Annotated in this window: 15 protein-coding genes; 9 read left to right on the top strand and 6 right to left on the bottom strand. The window is 43.4% G+C overall.

The window, feature by feature from the left end:
* Nucleotides 1-2 precede the first annotated feature (2 nt).
* Complete coding sequence (locus CW735_RS14075) at nt 3-902, bottom strand: dienelactone hydrolase family protein (protein WP_100972744.1); 900 nt, start codon at nt 900-902, stop codon at nt 3-5.
* 321 nt (nt 903-1,223) lie between these two features.
* Here CW735_RS14075 and CW735_RS14080 point away from each other — a divergent pair, with 321 nt between their 5' ends.
* Nucleotides 1,224-1,517: a hypothetical protein gene (locus CW735_RS14080; protein ID WP_100972745.1), complete on the top strand. Its 294-nt coding sequence runs from the start codon at nt 1,224-1,226 to the stop codon at nt 1,515-1,517.
* Between the two features lie 129 nt (nt 1,518-1,646).
* On the opposite strand, the gene CW735_RS14085 is transcribed toward CW735_RS14080, so the two are convergent.
* Nucleotides 1,647-2,372: an SDR family oxidoreductase gene (locus CW735_RS14085; RefSeq protein ID WP_100972746.1), complete on the bottom strand. Its 726-nt coding sequence runs from the start codon at nt 2,370-2,372 to the stop codon at nt 1,647-1,649.
* Nucleotides 2,373-2,731: 359 nt separating this feature from the next.
* Here CW735_RS14085 and CW735_RS14090 point away from each other — a divergent pair, with 359 nt between their 5' ends.
* Together CW735_RS14090 and CW735_RS14095 are read left to right on the top strand one after the other, a co-directional pair.
* A complete protein-coding gene (locus tag CW735_RS14090) occupies nt 2,732-3,349 on the top strand; it encodes a LysE family translocator (RefSeq protein ID WP_071980269.1) in 618 nt (205 codons plus the stop codon).
* An 89-nt stretch (nt 3,350-3,438) separates the two neighbouring features.
* Nucleotides 3,439-3,978 carry a PepSY-associated TM helix domain-containing protein gene (locus CW735_RS14095; RefSeq protein ID WP_100972747.1) on the top strand — a complete coding sequence of 180 codons (540 nt, stop codon included), beginning with the start codon at nt 3,439-3,441 and terminating at the stop codon, nt 3,976-3,978.
* Here CW735_RS14095 and CW735_RS14100 read toward each other — a convergent pair.
* Nucleotides 3,961-5,976, bottom strand: coding sequence for a TonB-dependent receptor plug domain-containing protein (locus CW735_RS14100; RefSeq protein ID WP_100972748.1), 2,016 nt, complete (start codon nt 5,974-5,976; stop codon nt 3,961-3,963). The two genes, CW735_RS14095 and CW735_RS14100, sit on opposite strands and share 18 nt — an antisense overlap.
* 144 nt (nt 5,977-6,120) lie before the next feature.
* The gene (locus CW735_RS14105; protein ID WP_100972749.1) at nt 6,121-9,393 is read right to left on the bottom strand and encodes a VPS10 domain-containing protein; all 3,273 of its coding nucleotides are present in this window, start codon (nt 9,391-9,393) and stop codon (nt 6,121-6,123) included.
* A gap of 309 nt (nt 9,394-9,702) precedes the next feature.
* Here CW735_RS14105 and CW735_RS19595 point away from each other — a divergent pair, with 309 nt between their 5' ends.
* From CW735_RS19595 to CW735_RS14115, 3 genes are all read left to right on the top strand, one after another.
* A complete protein-coding gene (locus CW735_RS19595; RefSeq protein WP_156844070.1) occupies nt 9,703-9,843 on the top strand; it encodes a hypothetical protein in 141 nt (46 codons plus the stop codon).
* A gap of 10 nt (nt 9,844-9,853) precedes the next feature.
* Entirely contained in the window at nt 9,854-10,057 is a 204-nt protein-coding gene (locus CW735_RS14110; protein ID WP_071980273.1) for a hypothetical protein, read from the top strand.
* A gap of 108 nt (nt 10,058-10,165) precedes the next feature.
* Nucleotides 10,166-10,372 (top strand): hypothetical protein, encoded by a 207-nt coding sequence (locus CW735_RS14115; RefSeq protein ID WP_157812700.1) that lies wholly within the window; start codon nt 10,166-10,168, stop codon nt 10,370-10,372.
* Nucleotides 10,373-10,425: 53 nt separating this feature from the next.
* On the opposite strand, the gene CW735_RS14120 is transcribed toward CW735_RS14115, so the two are convergent.
* Nucleotides 10,426-11,313: an SDR family NAD(P)-dependent oxidoreductase gene (locus CW735_RS14120; RefSeq protein ID WP_100972751.1), complete on the bottom strand. Its 888-nt coding sequence runs from the start codon at nt 11,311-11,313 to the stop codon at nt 10,426-10,428.
* A 325-nt stretch (nt 11,314-11,638) separates the two neighbouring features.
* Here CW735_RS14120 and CW735_RS14125 point away from each other — a divergent pair, with 325 nt between their 5' ends.
* From CW735_RS14125 to CW735_RS14135, 3 genes are all read left to right on the top strand, one after another.
* Nucleotides 11,639-11,995 carry an adenosine deaminase gene (locus CW735_RS14125; RefSeq protein WP_071980276.1) on the top strand — a complete coding sequence of 119 codons (357 nt, stop codon included), beginning with the start codon at nt 11,639-11,641 and terminating at the stop codon, nt 11,993-11,995.
* A gap of 3 nt (nt 11,996-11,998) precedes the next feature.
* Nucleotides 11,999-13,831, top strand: a complete 1,833-nt coding sequence (locus CW735_RS14130) for a lipoprotein N-acyltransferase Lnb domain-containing protein (RefSeq protein ID WP_100972752.1) — start codon at nt 11,999-12,001, stop codon at nt 13,829-13,831.
* 121 nt (nt 13,832-13,952) lie between these two features.
* On the top strand, nt 13,953-14,546 hold the full coding sequence (locus CW735_RS14135) for a hypothetical protein (protein WP_071980278.1): 594 nt from the start codon (nt 13,953-13,955) through the stop codon (nt 14,544-14,546).
* Here the strand turns inward: CW735_RS14135 and CW735_RS14140 are convergent.
* Complete coding sequence (locus tag CW735_RS14140) at nt 14,543-15,538, bottom strand: YncE family protein (protein ID WP_157812701.1); 996 nt, start codon at nt 15,536-15,538, stop codon at nt 14,543-14,545. The two genes, CW735_RS14135 and CW735_RS14140, sit on opposite strands and share 4 nt — an antisense overlap.
* Nucleotides 15,539-15,692 lie beyond the last annotated feature (154 nt).

Genomic DNA, 15,692 nt, shown 5'->3' on the forward strand with positions numbered 1-15,692 from the left:
GATTATTGAAGGTGGGTATTGAAGAAATCGACTGTTCTTTGCCAAGCAAGCTCAGCATCTTTCGGACTATAGCGACTTGTCGAATCGTTATGAAAACCGTGCTGAGCTTTACTGTATACATGGGCAGTATACTGGGCATTATTGGCTTTAAGCACTTTTTCGTATTCGGGCCAGGTCGCATTGACTCGTTTATCGTTTTCACCAAAGTGTAACAATAGCGGCCCCTTTACCTTACCTTGTAATTCTGATGATGCAGGCGTGCCGTAAAATGGCACTGCAGCGTCTATTTTACTTGGCAGTGTGGCTGCCAGTAAATTACTGATGTAACCACCAAAACAGAAGCCCACAACTCCTAGCTTATCGGTTGTCATTTTATGCGCATTCAGCCATTGTACCGCAGCAATGAAGTCTTGCTCAATTTTATCTCTATCGAGACTTCGCTGCATAGCTCTACCTTCATCATCATTTCCAGGATAGCCACCTAATGGAAACAGCGCATCTGGTGCAAAAGCAATAAAGCCTTGCATTGATAAACGTCTTGCCACGTCTTTTATGTAGGGATTTAGCCCCCTGTTTTCATGAACAACTAGCACCGCTGGCATGGGTTTGTCGTCAGCTGGCGTGGTAGGAACCACGAAATACCCACCGCCTGTGCCATGGCCTTGGGCAGATGGAAACGCTTCATAGGTAGCTTTAATTGCCGGGTTGTTAAAAGATACTTGCTCAGCTTTGGCATAGTTTGGAATAAGCGCGCTGCCTATAACACCCGCTGACAAGCCGGCTATAGACAATGACGCGATACGCGTTAAAAAAGTGCGCCTGTCTATATCGCCATGCGCATATTCGTCGTACCAGTCGAATGCTTCTTGTGGAATGGTTAGTGTTTCTTCATTTGTTTTCATTATCTTTACCTATTGAGCTTTTATCTACCAAGATTGTACCTACAGAGCTTTATTGGCTTAGAAAAAAGGCAGTAACTCAGTATTAACAGTCTGTCGTTCAAGTTTGGCGTATTGGTCTTTTCTCTGCAGTGAAAGGCAAATACACATTACTCAAGGTGCTTGATTGGACAAAATTTATCCAGCATTACGTTATTGAAAACCGACCAACGGCAGGACTTTTTGGTCTAGTATCATTTGTATGAATAGACGCCTTTAAGCACTGACGACATTCAAAATAAGCTCATTAGCCTGAAGCGCAAATCTGACAGTGCTGTGCGTTTAATGGCGGAAACCTCGCAAGAAGCTCAATCCACACAAACTGCATCACAACGGGCTCAACATGAATTCGAAGCCATAGATAATGCGGTTATTCAAATTAACTCAATGAATCAACAAATTGCCTCATCGGCTGAAGAACAAGCGACGGTGGCTAAAGAAATAAACGAATTGATAGTAGGCGTAAACTCACTTGCCGAGGAGACATCAATAACTGCTACAAAAACCGATGAAAAAGTGTCGGAACTTACCGCAACTGCACAGACGCTAGAAAAGCGATGTGCATATTTCAGCGTTTAAGTAAAAACGGCCTTGTGATCAATGATATGGTTTTTCAATCTAGGCTTTATTGCCATCTGCATTGCCATCAATTTCGGATTTTTCAGGCAACGCAGACGGCTATAATGGCTCATTAATGGCAACTAGAAATTACGAGGTTGGCATTACGTAAACTTCCCTTACGCAAGCCTTATCACTGCTCGATAAGGCATACATTACGGCATCGGCAATGTCTTCTGGGGCAAGTTTGTCTTCTTTGGGTTCATCGAAAAACGGTGTATTCACCATTCCCGGGCAAATGGTGGTGCATTTACCACCCCACTCGCGCATTTCCTCGGCGAGGTTTAAGCCGAAACCATAAGCAAACCATTTACTTGCACCGTAAACCGAACCTTTAAGTGCAATTCTTCCTGCAACAGACCCCGTTAACAAAAAGTGCCCTTTGCTCTCTCTAAGAAACGGAAGCCCGGCTTTGGCGGTATATAAAAGCCCGTTTACGTTTGCTCCTAACATAGTAGACCAATCGCTAACACTTCCCTGCTCAATACCTGGTTGGTTTGCTCCTGTACCCGCATTAGCGAAAACCGCATCGATGTGGCTAAAACGCGTGTTAATTTTTTCAAAAGCGTTTTCCAGCGCTTCGTATTCACTGACATCCGCAGCTACAGAGAAAGCATTTTCGCTACCCAGCTCGTCAACTAGCTTATTCAGCTTATCTTCGCTTCGAGCAATAAGTGCAACACGATGGCCTTCATTTACAAGCGCTGTTGCCGTTGCCTTACCAATACCGCTAGAGGCCCCGGTAATAACAACGACTTTAGATTCACCGTTTTTGTTTTGACCTGCTTTACTGCTTGCGGAGTGATCACGACTCATATTAATAATCTCCTAATATATGTGGCAAAATACGTAGAGAACGCCCTTTTCGTGTAAAGGCGTAGGTTCTAGCAAAACAGGTGCAAAAAACAAACCAGGTAAACACTCGAAGAAAAACACTTAACCATTTGATAAAAATAATAATTTTATAAAAAAAAGAAAGAACAACCAGTGTATTTACTGGCTTAATTTTCAAAAAAGCAGGTAGGATTTACACAGCAATTACGCTTATCTACAACCCATGTATCGCTTAGAAGAGCTGTTGGTCTCAGGTGGCTATATTTTTCATTGCTACCGAGTACTTTTTCTGGCATTTTTCCGCTCGTTTTTTCTCATCGTTTTACCTTTGGACGTAACTTATGAGTTGGGCCACTCTTTCACTGTTTATACCGACATTTTTCTTTGTATCTATTACACCAGGTATGTGTATGACGCTGGCTCTAACACTAGGAATGAGTATTGGTGTAAAGCGTGCTCTATGGATGATGTTAGGTGAGCTTGCTGGAGTAGGTTTAGTTGCTACACTCTCTTCCATTGGCGTTGCAGCGCTATTGCTTAACTATCCAAATATATTCACGGCGCTCAAATATATCGGTGGAGCATATTTGTTTTATATTGGTGTTCAAATGTGGCGTTCACGAGGAAAAATGGCGCTAAAGCACAGTGGTGAAAACCAACAGGCTTCTCGTATTGCTTTAATATCTCAAGGCTTCATTACCGCAATTGCAAACCCCAAGGGGTGGGCCTTTTTTATTGCCTTATTGCCTCCCTTTATCGAGCCCACACGCTCGCTAACAAGTCAGTTAGTTAGCTTAATTGCCATTATTTTAGTACTTGAATTTACCTGTTTGCTAATTTATGCATCTGGGGGGCGCACTTTACGCTCGATGTTGATGAAAAGTGATAACGTACAGGTTATGAACCGAATTGCAGGTACGCTAATGGTAGGCGTGGGGATGTGGTTGGTGGCAACCTAGTGTCTTCATTTTAGATCTAAATTCGCTGTATTTTGTACTACTTACACCTTATGCAGTATAGTTAAACTCCGTATTAAATATGTGAACTAATGCCCAATAAACTACGCAAAATCAGTCGCCAACTTCATCTTTGGATAACGCTCAGTGTCTTTATACCTGTCGTCATTGTGATAGGCAGCGGCCTTTTGTTACAAGTAAAAAAAGAAGTTGATTGGGTCCAACCTCCAACTCAAAAAGTCACCGCAAACACATCAACCGCAATAATCAGCGCCGAGCAAATTTTGCAGTCGGTTACTGCCGCTCCACAAGCGCAGTTGTCGCAGTGGGAAGATATCGACAGACTAGACATTAGACCAAATAAAGGCGTGATAAAGGTACGGGGTAACAATCACTGGGAAGTTCAACTGAACGCCTACACGGGTGAGGTACTACAAACGGCTTATCGACGTGCCGATACCATAGAGTCTATTCACGACGGAAGTTGGTTTTTCGAAGGCGCCAAGCTCTACCTTTTTCTACCCGCCGCCATTTTATTGTTGATTATTTGGCTTACGGGAATGGTAATGCTAGTGACTACGCTTAAAAGCAAATACCGCAAAAGACAGGCTCGTTTACAGCAAAACAATTAAGTAGAAATTCAAGTTTCTTCCACGCGCAAACGCTGATCTATCATCTGCGCTTACATAAAATAACTGATTTGTGAGATTGTTCGCACTTACTTTCGCAGTCACATTTTCATTCAATTCCCAAGAAACGCCCACATCCAAGCTGAGTGTGCTTCTAAGCGACCGCTCACCGTCTGCAGCGCTTATTTTACTTGCGCGATACAGCAGGCTTGAAAAAGCACGAACTCGGCCAAGGTCGTAAACTATATCGAGTCGATGATTGTTTGGTGGAATATCAGAGATAGGACTGCCAGTGGAATCTTCACCTTGCAACAAAGCTCCGCTTAGTTTTAGGGAAAGCAACGAGGTGTCGGGCGCCCACTTCGCGCTATAGCTTATTCCGTCAATCTGTGCCCTGTTTAAATTAACGTACTGTAACAGGTTATCGTTAATAGCAATGCGCTCAATATACTGCTTAATGCTCTGATGAAATGCCTCAGCACTTGCTGTCACTGTCTTATTTGCGTACGACACTACGCCCTGCACATTGAGGGATTTTTCGGTGTTTAATTCGGCATCGCCTATTACAGTGCCTCGCGGTGTTTCTCCCGAGTAAAAACGTTCGGTAAGTGAGGGGTTTCTAAAAGCGCTCGAGACATAAATACTAGCTCTCCAATGGGGCGTTATCGAGTAGCTTCCTCCAGCAAATCCACTCATATTCGAATTTGCGATGCTATGATCACCAGCATTCTGATCGGTGGTATTTTGGCGCTGCCAATCGAACCGTGCTCCTACTGCAAGCGAAAACGCTCCCACGGTTCGTGATGCATCAAATACACCAGCAAGAGCAAATTCACTGGCATCAAGAGGCGCAACGCTATACGTTTCTTCGCTGTAGTTATATTGATTTGGGGCGGCTTGAGAATTAAATGCTAATTCTCGTTCATCAATACGCACTCCATTGCGCCCCTGTATCTGGGCCTGCCAGTTTATGTTCCAGTTTGCCAAGCGTACTTTACTTCCCATGTCCCCGCCATAGTCAAACGCGCGACTACGACTCTCGTTTAAGCGCTGTTCAGGGCGCAAAGTATCGGTATCTAGCTGCGACTGATGCCACCATACATTGCTGGTAATTGCACCAAAATTAGCGCTGACTTTGCCGAGCCAATGGGTATTTTGGGGGTATGTTGTCACTCTATCTTCAGGAAAGTCAATGCTAGACTTACCTACGTTACTATTTTGCGAGTAAAGGGACCACGCTTCTGTGATTGGCGTTTTTTCAAATTGATGGCGAACAAATAACGCCGTTTGCTCAAATTGGTCGTAAAGCACATTGTTGTTGGCATCTTCGGCGTTACTAGCATGTCGATATGACAGTTTCCAGTCGGTGTTAATGTTATGCCCGGAATACGCAATTTCCTGCGTAGCTGCGTTGTTAAGAAGGCCCGCTTGGAATTGATGACCATTTGGTTCAGATAGACTGATATTGACCGCACCTCCCATTGCGCCTGAGCCTAAGTAGGTTGATGCCGCCCCAGGAATTACTGAGATATTACTAATGAACCTCGGCGGCAGAAAGCCTGTGCTAGACCCCGCTCTTCTGTCACTTATTATAGGCACACCGTTTATCAATGTTTGAATGCGCCAGCGCGAAAAACCACGAATGCTGATATTTTGAATTTGCCCGCCTTGCCCGTTCAAGCTCACTAGCGGAGACTGCACTAACACGTCGTTAACAGTGGTAGGCTCAGTAAGGTTTTGCTGATCATATTGATAAAGCGGAAAAATTTTGGTGAGCGTTTCATGGTAGTAAGGCCGCCTAGCCGTTACCGCTATATTTTCTATGGCCTGTGCATTTTCTGTCGCCTTTCCATTGGCTTTATCTGTTACAGACTTTCGTTCTTCCTCTGAAGAAGAGCCCTTTGCCGGGTTAGCAGAAAGAGGACACGCAAGTGACAACAGCACTGCCATGCCAATAATTTGCAGAGAGGAGAAAGGAACGAATATTTGAAAATGTAACATACAGCTTTAAGATGCAAAGTCAGATAAAAAAGATAAAAAAATAAAACGGCAGTTGTAAAAACTGCCGTTTTTTAGCTATTAATTTAAAGGCCTATAAACTGTCTGTTAACAGTAGAAGGCCTGTAAAAGCTCGTTACTGGGTCATTAACGGGTAATAACTGGTAATCCCATAGTCCATGGACCACCCGCGTTGACCACTGCGTTTTGAAGCGCAGGTAACGTTGTTTGCTGCAGAACACTCACTCTCTCGCTCACGCTATCTAGGCCCTCGTTTGCAAAACGCAACTGGTCTTTATGCTGCTGCGTTGGCCCATAAGACGAGCCTACTGCTGAACGAGCATAACCTAATCGACTGGTAATGTTTGCAGGCTTAATGCCTTTGCGATTACGAGACTCTAATCCATAAAGCTCTCGATTAACGGCGTTGATTTCACGCTGTACATCGGCATACTGAGCTTCTAGACCAGTAATGTCCCCCTGCGTGCGGTCGATTGCACTGCGTAGCGCTTCCATAGTTTCTTCTACACTACTTAGCACTGTTGTTGTGGTCACAGCACGTTTTTGAGCATCACTTACCGCGTTATCAAAGGCAGCTCTTTGCTCATCGGTAGCGCCTTCTAGCGCGCCATCGTAAATCGATTCAAGTTCAAAGCTAACGGGTTCAGATAGTGCTGTTACCGTGTTGCCCTCTCGCTTAAATAACGTTGCAGAATACGTCCCTGGTAAAGCCACGAGTGCGCCTCGTGAACGACGAGAGCCTTCTTTGCCGGTAATCGGCATTAAGTTAGCGTAAGTCATATCCCACGTTACTCGGTGTAGACCTTTTTTGGTACTTCCCGATACACGCTTAACCACATCGCCTTCTTCGTCTTTTATTTCGACATAAACCGCTGGCTCGGCTTCTTGATTTTCAGCTTCGACCTCTTCCCAGCTAGGATATTTAGGATACTTCTCTTTTTCCTTGATGAGTTTTTTCTCAGCTTCTTGACGCTTTTCTTTAGCCGTAAGCAAGCTGTCTTTGAGGTAGTACGTTAGCGTGGCACCATGCTCTGGGTTTTCAGCAACAAAGCGGTCGTCTCCGTCTGAATCAGTGTGGTTGTCATCCAATTGGAACCACTTTACAGGTCGGCTTGGTGCAAACAGTAAAGCATCTTCCTGCATCGATTTTTCTGTTAAGCCGCGCAGGGGCGCGTAGTCGTCTAGAATATAAATGCCACGGCCAAATGTCCCCGCTACTAAGTCGTTTTCACGTCGCTGAATTTTTACGTCACGGGTTGAAATAGTCGGCATACCGCCTTCAAGTTCTACCCACTGTTCACCGCCATCAACGGTAAAGAAAACACCAAATTCAGTACCAATGAACATCAGATCTTTGTTCACGTGATCTTGCACAATACGCCAAACCAAATGTTTTTCTGGCAAATCATCAGCCATGGATGTCCATTTTTTGCCTAAGTTGGTCGACTTAATTAAATACGGTTTGTAATCGCCGTACTTGTGATTATCAAGAGCAACGTAAACAGTTTCCGGGTCGAAAAGATCGGCACGAATATCGTTAACATAGGCTGTTGCAGGTACGCCTCGAATATCATCAAGCTCTATTTTTTTCCAAGACTTGCCGCCATTTGTCGTTACCTGAATGATACCGTCGTCGGTTCCAACCCAAAGAATATTCTCGTCTACCGGACTTTCTGCAAAGTTAGCAATGGTGTGGTATTCCGACATGGCGTATAAGTCCCAGCCAGCCTCTACCGACCAGGTTCTGCCCATCATAGGCATATGCATACGATTGCCGTTTTTAGTGAGGTCGCCGGATAAGGCAGTCCAACTATCGCCGCGATCATCTGAACGCCATACGCGCTGAGACGCGAAGTAAATGCGTTTTGGATCGTGAGCAGACACATTTATAGGCGCATCCCAGTTAAATCGCTCTGCCGGATCGCCAGGCAAAGGCTGAGGTTTAATGTACACCCCTTCCTTCGTTGTCATATCTATTCTAGTCAAGTTGCCTTGCTGCCATTGAGAATACACTATGTCTGGGTTGCCCGGCTCAACCGCAGGCTGATGACCATCGCCACCTAAGGTTAAAAACCAGTCTTTATTCTTAATGCCTTCGGAACGGTTGGTACGAGATGGACCACCCTGCGTAGAATTATCTTGAGCACCAGCATAAACGTTGTAGAAGGGTTTTGAGTCATCTGGTGCCACCTTATAAAACTGAGTTAGTGGCAAGTTTGCCATGAACCGCCAGTTCGCCATGCGATCATGGGACATATAAATACCGCCGTCAGACCCCATTAAAACAAAGTCGGGGTCGGTGGGGTGAAATGCCATGGCGTGATCATCTACGTGCTTGCGCTTTGTGTTTATAGGCGTCCACGTTTTTCCGCCATCGTCAGACACTTTGCTGTAATTGCTGGCAATATAAACACGATCCATTTGGTGTTGATCAGCAAAAATCTCTTGGTAGTAGTGAGGACCAGTACCGCCTCCTACCTCGTCAGACATTTTTTCCCAGCTTTGACCTTTATCTGATGAGCGATAAAAACCACCTTTGCGGTTGTCAATTTCAATAGTGGCGTAGAGTACGCTAGGATCTATGGGCGAGATAGCCATACCAATTTTACCCATATTACCAGTGGGCAAGCCGGTTTTTAATTCAGTCCAAGTTTCACCGCCGTCATCGGACGTATGAATGCCAGCAGCAGGACCTGTACCTACATAATTAGCCACCGTTCTTTGTCTTGACCATGTTGCCGCGTATAACTTATCTGGATTGGTTGGGTCGATAAGTAAAGACGTCACTCCTGTCCATTCATCATCTGGAGTAAGTACTTGCTTCCAAGTAGCCCCCCCATCTGAAGTTTTATAGAGCCCCCGCTCGCCGCCTTCAGACCACAATGGCCCTTGCGCTGATACCCAGACCACGTCAGGGTTTTCAGGGTGAATAATGATATCGGAAACATGCTCCGACTTTTTAAGCCCCATGTTTTTCCAAGTCTTACCGCCATCTAGTGATTTATAAACACCGTCGCCAAAACTGATGTGGCGGCCGCCGTTGTTCTCACCAGTACCTACCCAAATAATGTTTGAGTTGCTGGGCGCTATGGTAACGTCGCCAATAGAGTACACAGCTTGATCGTCGAAAATAGGCTTCCATGTGGTGCCTGCATTAGTGGTTTTCCAAACACCCCCTGAGCCTACCGCGGTATACCAGGTTGAAGGATCATTCTGATCGATAGCAATGTCTGCGATTCGCCCAGACATGTAAGCCGGGCCTATACTTCTCATTTCCATTGCTTTGAAAGTACTGCTACTGAAAGGGGCGTTCTTGTCTGTCTCTGATTTATCTGCAAATGCAGGCACACTGGACAGTGCCATGGTTACAGCCACTGCAGCGTTAAGGATTTTTTTCATTGTTATTGCCTAATTTTTGGACTTTTCGTAATCGAAAGTACAAACAAGCGCGTCTGTATTCAATGGAACAAGCGACCAATTAACGATAATAGAGGGCAGATGCATTGCCCCCTTTAAAAAAACCATAGGTAGTACAGTTTCGCGCTGTTTAGCCCGCTGCTATTTTTATCACAGTGTTTGGTGTTAAGACTTCTGTCTGCAACAGCACTGCTGTAAGGCGTTTTAATCTTAAAGCAGCCTTTCAAAAAAGCTTTTTATAGAAACGTTCTCTGTAAAAGGTAAATCATGACTTATAAGGAAATAAATACGATGACTGATTTAACAATTAATGAAATTAATGCGGTTTCCGGCGGATCTGTGCTCAGAGGTCTTGGCACACTGGGCATTATTGCCACTGTAGCCGAGGGTATGTACGAGTTTTACCAAGGCTATACTGACCACAGAAATTAAGGAAGTAACCATGAAAAATATTGTGATGAACCCCGTTAACGAGGCACAAAAACACTTAGTACTCGGTGAACAGCACATACTCTCAGAAAGCGAAGCACTCGCAGTCTCTGGTGGGGGATTGTTTTACGACCTTGGTGCTTTTATTGCTCAAGTGGTCAATGCTGATGAGTCTATTTACAACACCTATGGCAACACGAACAGAAATCACTGGTAGTCCATGTAAATGGGCAATTTAAATCAACTGCCAAAATAGACTGCTAAATAGAAAGGTCAGTAAACATAAAGAGGCTCTGTGAGCCTCTTCATTACAAGAGAGCACAACATGATTTTTAAATATGGTATTAGCGCAGCAGCGCTTATTTTTATGCTAGAGGCCATCTATGCTTTTTTCAAAGCGCCGGGGCTAGACACACACCATTCGTACCTGCAAACCGCACTGCTATTCATTGTTTTAGGCGTATGCTTTGAGCAATTATCTAAACACCGCATATCCAGAAATCGCGACAAACAAAGTGAAGGCTCCCACTAAATGCCTTATGTTTAATGCGTAGCTGCTAGAGAGCCTCTTCATTGATATGACTTTTAAAAAGTTATTATATCATCGTTAATTAGGTGGCCGACAACGGGGCTTTGTTCAGCGTCTATAAAAGCCATATCAATTGCTTTCGAGCGACCACTGGTCACCTTTCTGTAATTTGGATGAGAATAGATATAGGTCTGATTTGAGCGCAAGGCTTCTATAACTCGCTCAGCGAGCATAGAGACGGGAATACCAGACTCGACAGCAGTAGCCGCTGCCTGTGCGCCCGCTTTGAGTTTTTCTTTGCTTATGCGCTTCTCTTTTGCCACAGCATATTTTTCTTGGCGATTGCGATGAGATTCATGAATGCGCGTTTTAACAAACGCGGGGCACAACACAGAAACATGAATGTTATGCGGCTGAAGCTCTGGTATCCAGCTTTCTGTCATAGATACAACAGCGGCTTTAGAAGCACAATATGCAGCAGCATAAGGCATACCCATCATGCCTGCCATAGACGCCACGTTTAGAATCCAGCCTCCTTCGCCATGCTCTTTTATAGCAGGTACACAAGCTTGAGCGCCATAAAGCACGCCCATCACGTTTACATCCATTACCCAGCGCCAAGTTGCATGCTCTGTATCTTCAATTTTTCCGGGCGTACCGCCTACGCCAGCGTTATTCACCACCATATGAATTTTGCCAAAGGTGTCTTTTGCTTTCGCTACGATACTTTCCCACTGCATATAATCGGTAACATCTAAAGGACATGTCACTACATTGTGGCCCTTTTCTTTCAGCGTTTCGCTAGCTTCAGCCAAGGTGACAGCATCAATATCGCCCATTACTATATTCATACCTTGCTCAGCCAGAGCGTTTGCTAACGCAAGCCCTATACCGCCAGCAGCGCCCGAAATAACTGCAGTTTTACCTTTAAATTCGTTAGACATAAGATTCACCTTGATGAGTTGTGACTTGGCGGCTTTCTTTGCTATTTAATTTGCTGCTTTCTTCGCCGTATTTTTAGCCGGTAATTAACTCAGCCGCCAAGCACAGATAGATAGTTTTTAGAATATGATGTACTAAGTAATTGACATACTTTATTTGACTAATTTTTATGCCTTCATGAAATGAATAATGAGCTGAAATTTAAAAATAAACTGAACCTACAGGCTCACACATCTAATCATTAATTTAGTAATTGATTTTTCCTAAACAAACTATATATTAGCGGTCGTCGGAATTTCGACGAGTGAAATTTTTCAAGGAAAAACAATGAAAAAACTAATTGGACTAGCAGCTGCAAGCCTTATCCTTACTTCTGGTTGTGCGACTATTCTTACAGAAGATACCCACAAAATTAACGTGACTACAAGCAGTGGTGAAACTACAACAGTTACTGTTGACGGTGTTTCCCAAACTGTTCCCGGCGTTGTAACTGTACAAAAAGAAAACAAAGATAAAGTACTAGTTGCTGACGATGCAAAATGTACTGACGTAAATCTTAACAAAGAAGTTGAAACTGCATTCTTTATCAACGTAATTAGTGGTGGCGTATTTGGCTCATCAACTGACTATGGTTCTGAAAAGATGTGGAAATATCAAGATTCAGTAAGCATTGCTTGCAAATAAGTTATGCTGAAAAAAGCGATAAAAGGAAGCATCGTTGCTTCCTTTTTTTTACTTATAAGCCCTTTTTCTCTCGCAAATTATACCAGCAGCGACTCACTGTCACATTTTAGTGAAGCTCAAATTACTGCGGTAGCAAACGACCCCCTTTGGCACCTCTTGTTACAGTTAAAAAATTCTCACCCTATTGGCGGTGACAATTCAATCTATATTGGACAAAGGTTCGTTAGCGCATTAGACGAAACAAAAAAAACTCTTCACCTATTTAAAACTAACGTCGATAGCGTGTGCAGTTATCCGGCGCGCTTACGATTAATTCAATCTTACATACCCGCATTCGAAAATGTGAAACCCAAGCTTCTTTGCAAAGACTACAAGGAGTTCCTAGAGAGTGTACCGGCAGACAAATTAAAGCTTATTTACGCCTCTGAAAACGTGACTTCGGCAAGTTCAATGATGGGACATATTATGCTGCGCATGGACGGAATCAACAATAAGGGCCTTTTCGTAAAACACGGTATCACCTTCTTCACCGAGCTTGATTCCTTGAATGTCCCAAAAATAATGTACAATACACTAGTTACAGGTAAAGAAGGCGTATTCAAAGTAGCGCCATACGAGGATTTCGAAAACTTCTATTTATATGAAGAGCAGCGAAATATATGGAGTTACGCGCTCAACTTCAGCACCGAAGATAAACGCTTTTTACAAGACTTCATTTGGGAATTAGGCCAGCAGAGCCCAAAGTACTTTTTTCATATCTTTAATTGTGCCACGGTAACTCAACTACTAGTGAATATTGCTCGCCCCGGTAAATTAGGAGACGTGGCAAACTGGTTAACGCCTCTGGACGTAGTCAAATTTGCAGAAAATAATAACCTAATATCATCCACAGAATTTACCCCCTCCAACAAATGGAAAGTAACTAATCTTCAAAATAACTTAGACACTTTAAGATCTGCTGAAATAGCAAAACAAGTTCACAGTGTTGATTTAAGCTCGCTCTCACTGTCATTTGTAGAAGCTAAATATGCTGAAGCACTAAACCAATACCTTCGAGAATCAAACCAAATTGCGCAAAAAAGATATGAAAAAAACGCAAAGATTCTTACTTCCGTAAGTGAAAAGTTTCCTGGGTTTGCTCTCGACGTATCAGAGTACCCAGTGCCAACAGACCTTCAAAATGAAAGCTATTTAGGCATAGGCTACAGTCACGTAGATGATAGCAACTACTTAAAAATTAGAAGCTTTCCAGTTGCAAGGCGTGTAGAAGATGACAACCGAGGAGTGATAGGTGAAACCGAATTAATTCTTGCCGATCTTGAAATGAGAGTGGGTGTCGACAGTGATAATTTAGGCACCGTTTATTTAGACAAAGCAATGCTCTATCAGATGATATCTCGAATACCGGTTACCCAGGATATTACGAACTTGTCATCGTCATTTAATATAGGAATTAATAGAGTATTATCAGATGAGCGGGATCAAAATCTGGTTTTTCAAACAGAGTTTGGAGTGGGGCTTACTAAAGAAATAACCAAGGGAGTGGGTGTTTACTCTGATGTCATTCTTGGTGCAGGCGCAAATAAAGAGCAGCAGTATTTATATGTGCGCCCGGTTTTTGGCGCCTATATATATACTAAATTTAATAACAAACTTAGCCTGCAAATCGAACGTACATACAATCAGTACGGGAGTAGTCAATACTTAGATGAATTTAAGTTTGGATTGCACCAGTATGGTATTTCTAACGCAGCATTAGATTTTAACCTTTCAGTTCAAAGTATTGGGCAAGAGAAATTTACGCAGTTTGAAGCTATTCTAGCCTATCGATTTTAATTGTTTCAGCTACAGTATTTAAAATTATTCATCGACATAGGCTTCTTTTGGTGAGAACAAATCAAACTACAATAAAGAAAATAATGTGTCTCCTTTTACCGTTAATGAGAATAGGAACCCTATGAACAAAATTTTAGCTTTATTGTTTACTGTGCTTTCTGCTGCAGTAAATGCGAACCCAGCGCCGCTGGTATCAATAGATACTCACGATACATTTTTTAACGCCATAAAAGCGCATTGCGGCAAGGCCTTTGTTGGCAAAGTAACAAAAGACAATGTGGGCAACACCTTTGGTGATAATACGCTAATCATGCATGTTCGAGAGTGTTCAAATACCCAGCTGCATATCCCGTTTCATGTAGGTGATGATGCGTCTCGCACTTGGATCCTCACTAAAACAGGTTCGGGATTAATGCTTAAGCACGATCACCGCAATGAAGACGGAAGCTTCCACACATCAACCATGTATGGAGGACATACAACAGACAGAGGTTATAACGAAGTTCAGTCGTTCCCAGCCGATGCGTATTCAAAACAGCTATTTATCGACTCTGGAATTACTGCCTCAACTGATAATGTTTGGCAAATGATGATTTACCCCACCCACTTTAGCTATCGCTTAGTGCGTCCTGCAAGAGAAGTTCAGGTAGATTTTGATTTAACCAACCCGGTTGAACCGCCTGGGACACCGTGGGGATACGAGCCTATTAACTAAAAGCTGCGACTAATAAAAATCACGCCATCAGGGTTAGTTCCCGTGGGAAACTCTGCAATCACTTCCTGAGTATGAATGTCTATCGCGACTATCTTATTTTTCAAGTTCAGTGATAAGAATACAATATCATGCTTTGGATGAAGAGTGATTCCCTGCGGTCCTGCCCCCTCTTCTAAAGCCAGAGTGCCTAGCTCTTTTTTATTATTCGCATCAAAGAAACGAATGTAGTGATTCTGAAAGTCTGGCACCATAGCTACCGACTCATCGTGATTAAACAGCACTCTGTAAGGAAAACTAAAACCTTGCCATTGTGCAATCTCTTGTTCGGTGTCAGGGTTAATAACAACGAGCCTACCTTCCTTGTTTGCGCCGTACCATATCTCATGGGCACTCGCGCGATACCCAATAGCCTCTGGCATAGGGAAAGTAGCAATATTTTTCACTCGACTTTGATTTTGTAGGTCTAGTACCGATATCGAATTACTTCGAATATTGGTGGCAAATGCTCTACTTTCATCCTTGTTTAAAGCCACCATGTGGGTGGTATCTTGCGCGGTTTTTATTTTTGTTTCGAGCGCTCCCGTTTCAACGTTTACAATGCCAAGATGCTTTGCCTTACCTGAGGTGAAAATAACGTGTTTATTGTCGGTTAAAAACGCAGCACCATGTGGACCTTTCAACGCCTCGAGTGGAATTGTTCTCTCCACTTCAAGCTCCCTCAAATTAAAAACCGTCAAGCTGTCGCCGCCTACAAAATTGGTACTTACCGCCCACTTTTGATTGTGAGACATCACAAGCTCGTGAGGTCCCTTACCGGTAGGCAGTGTTTTAATAATCTGTTTATCATTTATATCAATCACGCTAATGCTGTTATCAGACTTATTTACAACCGCCAGTAACCCTTTACTCAAACGAGACTCTTCCGCTTGTGCCCCGTTTGCCATATTGATTACGGCGACAAATATAAAAAGTACAAAACTGAAACGCTTCATTGGTTCGCCCATATTGATTAACACTTTTAATGATAAGAAGTGCGTCAACTTACGCACTGCCTATTGCTATCTTTCATACGCCATTTGTACAAGTAGGTATCACTGCGACCTCTGAAAGAGGTGCTACCAGTGAAGCTCGCTTTAAAGGCCTATT

It is taken from the genome of Alteromonas sp. MB-3u-76 (assembly GCF_002831605.1).
GTDB lineage: Bacteria > Pseudomonadota > Gammaproteobacteria > Enterobacterales > Alteromonadaceae > Alteromonas > Alteromonas hispanica.

Excerpts from the sequence above, each read along its gene's own strand:
- CW735_RS14075 (WP_100972744.1), bottom strand. The coding sequence starts at position 902 with ATGAAAACAAATGAAGAAACACTAACCATTCCACAAGAAGCATTCGAC.
- CW735_RS14080 (WP_100972745.1), top strand. The coding sequence starts at position 1,224 with ATGGCGGAAACCTCGCAAGAAGCTCAATCCACACAAACTGCATCACAA.
- CW735_RS14085 (WP_100972746.1), bottom strand. The coding sequence starts at position 2,372 with ATGAGTCGTGATCACTCCGCAAGCAGTAAAGCAGGTCAAAACAAAAAC.
- CW735_RS14090 (WP_071980269.1), top strand. The coding sequence starts at position 2,732 with ATGAGTTGGGCCACTCTTTCACTGTTTATACCGACATTTTTCTTTGTA.
- CW735_RS14095 (WP_100972747.1), top strand. The coding sequence starts at position 3,439 with ATGCCCAATAAACTACGCAAAATCAGTCGCCAACTTCATCTTTGGATA.
- CW735_RS14100 (WP_100972748.1), bottom strand. The coding sequence starts at position 5,976 with ATGTTACATTTTCAAATATTCGTTCCTTTCTCCTCTCTGCAAATTATT.
- CW735_RS14105 (WP_100972749.1), bottom strand. The coding sequence starts at position 9,393 with ATGAAAAAAATCCTTAACGCTGCAGTGGCTGTAACCATGGCACTGTCC.
- CW735_RS19595 (WP_156844070.1), top strand. The coding sequence starts at position 9,703 with ATGACTGATTTAACAATTAATGAAATTAATGCGGTTTCCGGCGGATCT.
- CW735_RS14110 (WP_071980273.1), top strand. The coding sequence starts at position 9,854 with ATGAAAAATATTGTGATGAACCCCGTTAACGAGGCACAAAAACACTTA.
- CW735_RS14115 (WP_157812700.1), top strand. The coding sequence starts at position 10,166 with ATGATTTTTAAATATGGTATTAGCGCAGCAGCGCTTATTTTTATGCTA.
- CW735_RS14120 (WP_100972751.1), bottom strand. The coding sequence starts at position 11,313 with ATGTCTAACGAATTTAAAGGTAAAACTGCAGTTATTTCGGGCGCTGCT.
- CW735_RS14125 (WP_071980276.1), top strand. The coding sequence starts at position 11,639 with ATGAAAAAACTAATTGGACTAGCAGCTGCAAGCCTTATCCTTACTTCT.
- CW735_RS14130 (WP_100972752.1), top strand. The coding sequence starts at position 11,999 with ATGCTGAAAAAAGCGATAAAAGGAAGCATCGTTGCTTCCTTTTTTTTA.
- CW735_RS14135 (WP_071980278.1), top strand. The coding sequence starts at position 13,953 with ATGAACAAAATTTTAGCTTTATTGTTTACTGTGCTTTCTGCTGCAGTA.
- CW735_RS14140 (WP_157812701.1), bottom strand. The coding sequence starts at position 15,538 with ATGAAGCGTTTCAGTTTTGTACTTTTTATATTTGTCGCCGTAATCAAT.